At 67.9% G+C, this 6,677-nt stretch carries 6 protein-coding genes and 1 pseudogene; 3 read left to right on the top strand and 4 right to left on the bottom strand.

Features of this window, described 5'->3' with window-relative positions; translation table 11 throughout:
* Positions 1-200 (top strand): annotated as a pseudogene (locus H0W38_RS13375) (ABC transporter ATP-binding protein); the annotation flags it as partial.
* Positions 201-367: 167 nt separating this feature from the next.
* Here H0W38_RS13375 and lgt read toward each other — a convergent pair.
* Positions 368-1,168 carry a prolipoprotein diacylglyceryl transferase gene (gene lgt / locus H0W38_RS13370; protein WP_292454818.1) on the bottom strand — a complete coding sequence of 267 codons (801 nt, stop codon included), beginning with the start codon at positions 1,166-1,168 and terminating at the stop codon, positions 368-370.
* Positions 1,169-1,222: 54 nt separating this feature from the next.
* Positions 1,223-2,179, bottom strand: coding sequence for a LysR family transcriptional regulator (locus H0W38_RS13365; protein WP_292454815.1), 957 nt, complete (start codon positions 2,177-2,179; stop codon positions 1,223-1,225).
* Between the two features lie 87 nt (positions 2,180-2,266).
* On the opposite strand from H0W38_RS13365, the gene ilvD reads away from it, so the two are divergent.
* The gene (gene ilvD / locus H0W38_RS13360) at positions 2,267-3,943 is read left to right on the top strand and encodes a dihydroxy-acid dehydratase (protein ID WP_292454813.1); all 1,677 of its coding nucleotides are present in this window, start codon (positions 2,267-2,269) and stop codon (positions 3,941-3,943) included.
* 103 nt (positions 3,944-4,046) lie between these two features.
* Here ilvD and H0W38_RS22115 read toward each other — a convergent pair whose 3' ends face one another.
* A complete protein-coding gene (locus H0W38_RS22115) occupies positions 4,047-4,490 on the bottom strand; it encodes a TIGR04438 family Trp-rich protein (protein ID WP_367162062.1) in 444 nt (147 codons plus the stop codon).
* A gap of 103 nt (positions 4,491-4,593) precedes the next feature.
* Here H0W38_RS22115 and H0W38_RS13350 point away from each other — a divergent pair, with 103 nt between their 5' ends.
* Complete coding sequence (locus tag H0W38_RS13350; RefSeq protein WP_292454811.1) at positions 4,594-4,902, top strand: c-type cytochrome; 309 nt, start codon at positions 4,594-4,596, stop codon at positions 4,900-4,902.
* Positions 4,903-4,968: 66 nt separating this feature from the next.
* Here H0W38_RS13350 and acs read toward each other — a convergent pair.
* Positions 4,969-6,677, bottom strand: a 1,709-nt coding sequence (gene acs, locus H0W38_RS13345) for an acetate--CoA ligase (protein WP_292454809.1), incomplete at its 5' end; no start/stop codon positions are given.

The raw sequence follows: 6,677 nt of genomic DNA, 5'->3' as shown, positions 1-6,677 counted from the left end.
AGGCGGTCCTGCTCAGCGACCGCATCGTCATGATGACCAACGGCCCGGCCGCCACCATCGGTGAGGTGCTGCACGTCGATCTGGCCCGGCCCCGCGACCGCGTTGCGCTGGCCGAAGACGCCGGCTACGTGCACTGTCGCAAGCAGGTGCTCGACTTCCTGTACCGGCGGCACGGGCACGTGGAGCGCCAAGCCGCTTGAGCGCGCGTGGCACGCGAGTTGCAGTGCTCTGGCGACGGCGCTTCTCGGAGCGCGGTCGCTGTCTCCTCAGCAGGGCCCCGGCCCTTTGTCAACGCCCGGCACTCAGGCCGGGCGTTTTTTTGATGCCTCTCGCACCGGTCCGGTGCAAGCCACACCGCGAACCCGGTTCAAGCCTGGGTTCGGCGGTCAGCCCACACCCATATCGCCACGCCGGCCGCGACCATCGGCAGGCATAGCCACTGACCCATGCTCAGGTTCCAGGCCAACAGGCCGAGAAATGCGTCGGGCTCGCGGAAATATTCGGCAATGAAGCGCAGCACGCCATAGCCCACGAGGAACGCGCCCGACACCTTTCCTGTCGCACGCGGTTTGCGCCCATACCACCACAACAACGCGAACAGCAACAGGCCTTCGAGCGCGAACTGGTACAGCGGCGATGGATGGCGCGGCAGGCTGCTGCCCGACTGCGGGTAGATCATGGCCCAGGGCAGCGACGGATCTGCGGCGCGCCCCCACAGCTCACCGTTGATGAAGTTGCCCAGGCGTCCCATGGCCAGCCCGGTCGGCACGCAGGGGGCGATCAGGTCGGTCACTTCGAAGAATCGCCGACCACGCGCGCGTGCGAAAAGCGCCATGGCCACGAACACACCGAGCATGCCGCCGTGAAAGGCCATGCCGCCCTTCCACACGGCCAGCGCCTCGAGCGGGTTGTCGGCGTAGTAGCCGGGTTTGTAGAACAGCACGTAGCCGATGCGCCCGCCGACGATGACGCCGAGCACACCGTAGAACAGCAGGTCTTCGACATCGCGGCGCGTCCAGCCCGCGGTGCTGTAGGGCGGCCGGTTCGCGCGGATCGTCGCCAACCACACGAACAGCCCGAACGCGGCCAGGTAAGTGAGGCCGTACCAGTGAATGGCCAGCGGCCCGAGTTCCAGGGCGATGGGGTCGAACTGCGGATGAACGAGCATGGGCGGCAGGGTGCAATGGGCGGCCGCGAACGATACCCGAGCGCCTCGGAAGGCTCAGGCGGCGCGGCCCGCCCGCGCACCGCGCAGCGACGCCCGGACAAAGCCGACGAAGCGGTCCACCACGGCCGGCGCATCGCGCTGCCACACCAGGCTGCTCTGGCAGCGCGGCGCCGCGGCAGCCAGGGCGGCAGGCAAGGACCGGTAGACGACGCCGGGCCGCTGCAACTGCGTCATCGCCTCGGGCACCCAGGCGATGCCGAGCCCGGCGGAGACCAGGTTGACGATGGTCTGCATCTGGATCGCTTCCTGTGCAATGACCGGGACGGCTCCATGGCGGTGATAGCAGGCGAGCACCGCGTCGAACAGCGAAGGCGCCACGGCGCGCGGAAAGATCACCAGCGGCTCGGTCAGCAGGGCCGGCAGCGCGGCGCGGCCGAGGCGCGGTGCCGCGGCGAGCGTGTGCATCTCGGGCAGCGCCAGCACCAAGGGCTCTTCGGACACGCGCAGCGTCATGAGCCCCTGCACCTCGACCTCGGCTGCGATGCCGCCGGCGTGCAGCATGAAGCCCGCGTCCAGCTCGCCCTGTGCGAACGCCTCGCGCTGCACATCGGTGGTGGCCTCGCGCAGGGCGATCTCGATGCCCGGATGACGCTCGCGAAAGCCGCGCAGCCAACCGGGCAAGGGGCCGAAGCCGAGCGTCGATACGAAGCCGAGCCGCAAACGGCCGACCTCGCCGCCGCCGGCGGCCCGGGCCCGGGCCGACAGCGCTTCGCCCTGCGCCAGCCACTCCCGCACCGGGCCGAGCAGCGCCGCCCCCGCCGGCGTGAGCGCGACGCTGCGGCGGCTGCGCTCGAACAGGCGCACGCCGAGTCGGCACTCGAGCTGCTGGATCGCCATGCTCAGCGGCGGCTGCGTCATGCCCAGCCGTACCGCCGCGCGGCCGAAGTGCAGCAACTCGGCCACGGCCACGAACTGGCGCCAGGCACGCAGGTCGATAGGGCCGGTTTTCATCTGCTCAGCATATCAATGAGCAGAGCTGCATATATTGGACAAGACCCTGGGCCCGGCCGATACTTTCGCCTCGTCAAGGAGACCGCGATGAGCAGCAACCGCCGATCGAAGAACATCACCGAGGGCGTCGCCCGTGCACCGAACCGCTCCATGTACTACGCCATGGGCTACCAGGAGGCCGACTTCAAGAAACCGATGATCGGCGTGGCCAATGGGCACTCGACCATTACGCCGTGCAACTCCGGCCTGCAGAAACTCGCCGACGCCGCGGTGGAGGGCATTCGCGAGGCGGGCGGCAACCCGCAGATCTTCGGCACCCCGACCATCAGCGACGGCATGGCGATGGGCACCGAGGGCATGAAATATTCGCTGGTCTCGCGTGAGGTGATCGCCGACTGTATCGAGACCTGTGTCGGCGGCCAGTGGATGGACGGCGTTCTGGTGGTCGGCGGCTGCGACAAGAACATGCCGGGCGGCATGATGGGCATGCTGCGCGCCAACGTGCCGTCCATCTACGTGTACGGTGGCACCATCCTGCCGGGCCGCTACAAGGACCAGGATCTCAACATCGTCAGCGTGTTCGAGGCGGTCGGGCAGTTCTCGGCCGGCAACATGAGCGAGGAAGACTTCTGCCAGATCGAGCGCCGCGCCATCCCGGGCAGCGGGTCGTGCGGCGGCATGTACACCGCCAACACCATGAGTTCGTCCTTCGAGGCGCTGGGCCTGTCGCTGCCGTACTCCAGCACGATGGCCAACGTGCACGACGAGATCGTCGGCAACGCCAAGGAAGCATCGCGGGTGCTGGTCGAGGCGGTGAAGAAGGACCTCAAGCCGCGCGACATCGTCAACCGCCGATCGCTCGAGAACGCCGTGGCCGTCATCATGGCCACGGGCGGCTCGACCAATGCGGTACTGCATTTCCTCGCCATCGCCCATGCGGCCGAAGTCGAGTGGACCATCGACGACTTCGAACGCGTGCGCCGCCGCACGCCGGTGCTGTGCGACCTGAAACCCAGCGGCCGCTACCTCGCGGTGGACCTGCACCGCGCGGGCGGCATTCCGCAGGTCATGAAGACGCTGCTCGCCGCCGGCCTGCTGCACGGCGACTGCATCACCATCACCGGCAAGACGGTGGCCGAGAACCTGGCCGAACTGCCCGATGCGCCGCGCGCCGACCAGGATGTGATCCGCCCCATCGACAAGCCGATGTATGCCGAGGGCCACCTCGCCATCCTGCGCGGCAATCTTTCACCTGAAGGCTGCGTGGCCAAGATCACCGGCTTGAAGAACCCCGTCATTACCGGCCCGGCGCGGGTGTTCGACGACGAGCAGTCGGCGCTGGCGGCCATCATGGCCAAGCAGATCAAGGCCGGCGACGTGATGGTGCTGCGCTACCTCGGCCCCATGGGCGGGCCCGGCATGCCGGAGATGCTCGCCCCCACCGGCGCGCTGATCGGCCAGGGCCTGGGCGAATCGGTAGGTCTCATCACGGACGGGCGCTTTTCCGGCGGCACCTGGGGCATGGTGGTCGGCCACGTGGCGCCGGAAGCGGCGGCCGGCGGCAACATCGCGCTCGTGCAGGAGGGCGACTCGATCACCATCGACGCGCACACGCTCAGGCTGCAGCTCAATGTGGGAGACGACGAGCTGGCGCGGCGCCGCGCCGCCTGGCGGCCGCCCGCACAGCGCTACACCCGGGGCGTACTCGCTAAGTTCGCGAAGAATGCTTCGAGCGCCAGCACCGGGGCGGTGCTGGACCGGTAGCGGCCGCGGCGGGCAAATACGCCGCAGCGCAAAGCGCGCAAAGCGAAACGGCGACCCCCGCGGTCGCCGTTTCGCTGTTCGGGCCGGGTCGCCCGCGATGTATTCAGCGTTTGCTGTCCACCGGCTGTCGAGTGGCTTGCTGGGTGGCCTGCACGCTGTCGATCCCGCTGCTGGCGTGGCCCGAGTCGAAGCGGCTGCTCAGGATGGAGTCGCGCTGCTCCTGGCGCTTGGCGCCGCGCTTGCCTTCCACCTTGTCGGCTTGGCGCTGGCGCGAATTGCGAAAGGCCATGGCCTTGCGTTGCTGTTTGTCGTAGGCCCGCGGGTCCAGGCCCAGCGCCTCGAGCGACTTGCGCCGGCGTGCCAGTTTCCTGGCGTCCATCTTGTCCATCTCGCGGCGCTTGGTGTAGCCGGTGAAATCGGCCCACCACCACCAGACCGTCGCCAGCGCGAAAGGCGACAGCACCCACCACCACGACCAGGCCCCGAACGGGCCCGCATCCGCCAGCTTCAGCGCGATGAGCAGCACACCCGAAATCACGAACCACATACGACGGCTTCTCCCTCTGGCATCGCGTCAGCCGCGGCGGGCGCGCGCTCACTACAATGCGACGGTCACTGTAACCCCCCGGTATTCACGCCGAAAGGACGTCATGAAGCTCAAGCCCTCCTTGTGTGTCTTCCTTGGCATGTTGGCTGCGTCGCCCGTGCTCGCCAGTCCTGAACTCGCACAGAAGAAGAACTGCATGGCCTGTCACGCCATGGACAAGAAGCTGATCGGGCCCAGCTTCAAGGACGTGGCAGCCAAGTACGCCGGCGACAAGGACGCTGCTGCAAACCTCACGACCAAGGTACTCAAAGGCGGCTCCGGCGTGTGGGGCCAGATTCCCATGCCCGCCAATCCCCAGGTGAGCGAGGCGGAAGCCAAGCAACTGGTGACGTGGGTGCTCGGCACGAAGTAAGCCGACGCCGTTCCAAAAGAAAAAGCCCGCTCGTGCGGGCTTTGTCTTTGGCGGTCCGCAACCGCCTCAGTTGGCCTGCGACAACTGCTCCAGGATCGCCGGGTTCTCCAGGGTCGAAGTGTCCTGCGTGATCGCTTCGCCCCGGGCAATGGAGCGCAGCAGGCGCCGCATGATCTTGCCGCTGCGCGTCTTGGGCAGGTTGTCGCCGAAGCGGATGTCTTTTGGCTTGGCGATGGGGCCGATCTCCTTGCCGACCCAGGCGCGCAGCTCGGCGGCGATCTTCCTGGCTTCCTCGCCGGTCGGGCGCGGACGCTTGAGGACGACGAAGGCGCAGATGGCCTCGCCCGTCGTGTCGTCTGGCCGGCCGACCACCGCCGCCTCGGCCACCAGCTCGCGGTGCGAGACCAGCGCGCTCTCGATTTCCATCGTGCCCATGCGGTGGCCGCTGACGTTGAGCACATCGTCGATGCGGCCGGTGATGGTGAAGTAGCCGGTCTCGGCATCACGGATCGCACCGTCGCCTGCCAGGTAGTAGCGGCCCTGAAAGTCTTCGGGGTAGTAGCTCTTCTTGAAGCGCTCGGGGTCGCCCCAGATGTTGCGGATCATCCCCGGCCAGGGCTTCTTGACCACCAGGATGCCGCCTTGCCCGTTCGGCACGTCCTTGCCGGTCTCGTCGACGATCGCGGCAGTGATGCCGGGAAAAGGCAGGGTGCACGAGCCCGCAACGAGCGGTGTGGCGCCCGGCAGCGGCGTGATCATGTGGCCGCCGGTTTCCGTCTGCCACCACGTGTCGACGACGGGGCAACGGCCGCCGCCGATGTGCTGGTGGTACCACTCCCACGCGGCCGGATTGATCGGCTCGCCGACGGTGCCGAGGATGCGCAGGCTGGTCAGGTCGTAGTTGCGCGGGTGCGCCTGTGCGGTGCCCTCCGCCGCCTTGATGAGCGAGCGGATCGCGGTCGGCGCGGTGTAGAACACGGTCACCTTGTGCTTTTCGATCGTCTTCCAGAAACGCCCGGCGTCCGGATACGTGGGCACGCCTTCGAACACCACTTCCGTGCCGCCGAGTGCCAGCGGCCCGTAGGTGATGTAGGTGTGGCCGGTGACCCAGCCGATGTCGGCCGTGCACCAGAACACGTCGTCGGGCTTGAGGTCGAAGGTCCACTTCGTGGTCAGCGCCGCGTGCAGCAGATAGCCGCCGGTGGAGTGCTGCACGCCCTTGGGCTTGCCGGTCGAGCCGGAGGTGTACAGCAGAAAGAGCGGGTGCTCGGCGCCGACCCATTCCGGCTCGCAGGTCTCGGCCTGACCGGACAGCAGATCGCTCATCCAGACGTCTCGCGAGCCGTCCAAGGCGATGTCGGCACCGGTGCGCTTGACCACGACCACGCTCTTCACGCTCTCGCAGCCGCCGAGGGCGATGGCCTCGTCGACGATGGCCTTGAGCGGCAACTGCTTGCCGCCGCGCAGCTGCTGGTCGGCGGTGAGCACCATCACGGCGCCGGTGTCGTTGATGCGGTCGCGCAGCGATTGCGCCGAGAAGCCGCCGAACACCACCGAGTGCGGCGCGCCGATGCGCGCGCAGGCCTGCATCGCCGCCACGCCCTCGACCGACATCGACATGTAGATGACGACGCGGTCGCCCTTCTTCACTCCCTTGCTCTTGAGGCCGTTGGCGAGCCGGCAGGTCAGCGCCAGCAGCTCCTTGTAGCTGGTGCGGGTGACCTGCCCGTCGTCGGCCTCGAAGATGATCGCCGTCTTGTCGCCCAGGCCGCGCT

Origin of the sequence: Methylibium sp., assembly GCF_013817365.1 — a bacterium.
GTDB lineage: Bacteria > Pseudomonadota > Gammaproteobacteria > Burkholderiales > Burkholderiaceae_C > Methylibium.
The sequence above is the reverse complement of the archived record's forward strand: the minus strand, read 5'-3'. Positions and strand labels throughout refer to the sequence as shown.

What these genes read in the sequence shown, in the direction of transcription:
- lgt (WP_292454818.1), bottom strand. Translation starts at nt 1,168, where the DNA reads ATGCTCGTTCATCCGCAGTTCGACCCCATCGCCCTGGAACTCGGGCCG.
- H0W38_RS13365 (WP_292454815.1), bottom strand. Translation starts at nt 2,179, where the DNA reads ATGAAAACCGGCCCTATCGACCTGCGTGCCTGGCGCCAGTTCGTGGCC.
- ilvD (WP_292454813.1), top strand. Translation starts at nt 2,267, where the DNA reads ATGAGCAGCAACCGCCGATCGAAGAACATCACCGAGGGCGTCGCCCGT.
- H0W38_RS22115 (WP_367162062.1), bottom strand. Translation starts at nt 4,490, where the DNA reads ATGTGGTTCGTGATTTCGGGTGTGCTGCTCATCGCGCTGAAGCTGGCG.
- H0W38_RS13350 (WP_292454811.1), top strand. Translation starts at nt 4,594, where the DNA reads ATGAAGCTCAAGCCCTCCTTGTGTGTCTTCCTTGGCATGTTGGCTGCG.